This is a genomic window from Oleiphilus sp. HI0061 (assembly GCF_001635675.1).
The window spans coordinates 1-883 of sequence record NZ_LWFE01000196.1 but is presented as its reverse complement, the minus strand read 5'-3'; the positions used below and the strand labels follow the sequence as shown (position 1 = coordinate 883).

Below are 883 nucleotides of genomic sequence, written 5' to 3'. Positions count from 1 at the left end.
TAGAGATTGGCTTGATGCACTAGAGTCATCACTTAAAAACAACACGCCCTTTACTAAAGCGCTTGACCCTAACAAATGCGCTTTTGGCATGTGGTACAACCAGTTCGAAACAGATATTGAAGAGCTTAAAGAAGCCCTCCTGCGCTTTGATGAACCCCATAAAAAGTTACACGGTTTAGCTGAAACCTTACTCAACTTAAATCAGACTGATCACGACGAAGCAATGAAGATTCTGAACACCGAAAGACAAACCACGCTATCAGAATTGATCCACCTGTTCCATTTAACCAAAGAGCGAGCCTTATCGAGCATCCGTCCTATCATTCTTTTTGTAGAGCGCACTGGCGGCAAAGTAACAGCCTTACGTCTTGATAATATCAACGACATCGTCACCTTTAACAAAAAAGTATTTTGTCGAGATGACTCTGCAGATGGAATCATGAGAAGTAAAAATGATGACTTTGTGGTGGAAGGCTTTCTTAGAGACGGTAACGAAGCACCATTAATGCTGATCAACTGCCAGCCTGAGAGCAAGTCTGAATCTAATCAGGTTGCATAGAATTTAAAAAGCTTTGTAGGCAGCGCCTTCCACGGCTCGCATGAGGGCTAGCACGAAATTGATCGTGCGCCTGAACCCTCTGCCTACAATAGACAACTTTCTCGCGCTTAAGACCTACAGGCGCATTTCAATACCACAATCGGCCATATGTGCCTTGGCTTCTTGAACGCTGTACTCTCCAAAATGAAAAATACTTGCTGCCAGAACAGCATCGGCGCCACCTTCCAAAACTCCATCTGCCAAGTGCTGTAAATTCCCCACACCGCCAGATGCTATAACCGGAATAGACACAGCATCGGTAATCGCCCTAGTGACGCCTAAGTC

At 45.0% G+C, this 883-nt stretch carries 2 protein-coding genes; one reads left to right on the top strand and one right to left on the bottom strand.

Going from position 1 to position 883, the window contains the following annotated elements; genetic code table 11:
- A partial coding sequence (locus tag A3735_RS02315; protein WP_197485612.1) for a CZB domain-containing protein occupies positions 1-559 on the top strand: 559 nt, incomplete at its 5' end.
- Between the two features lie 114 nt (positions 560-673).
- Here A3735_RS02315 and A3735_RS02310 read toward each other — a convergent pair.
- Positions 674-883: HisA/HisF-related TIM barrel protein (locus A3735_RS02310; protein ID WP_255375121.1), on the bottom strand; the 210-nt coding region annotated here is incomplete at its 5' end.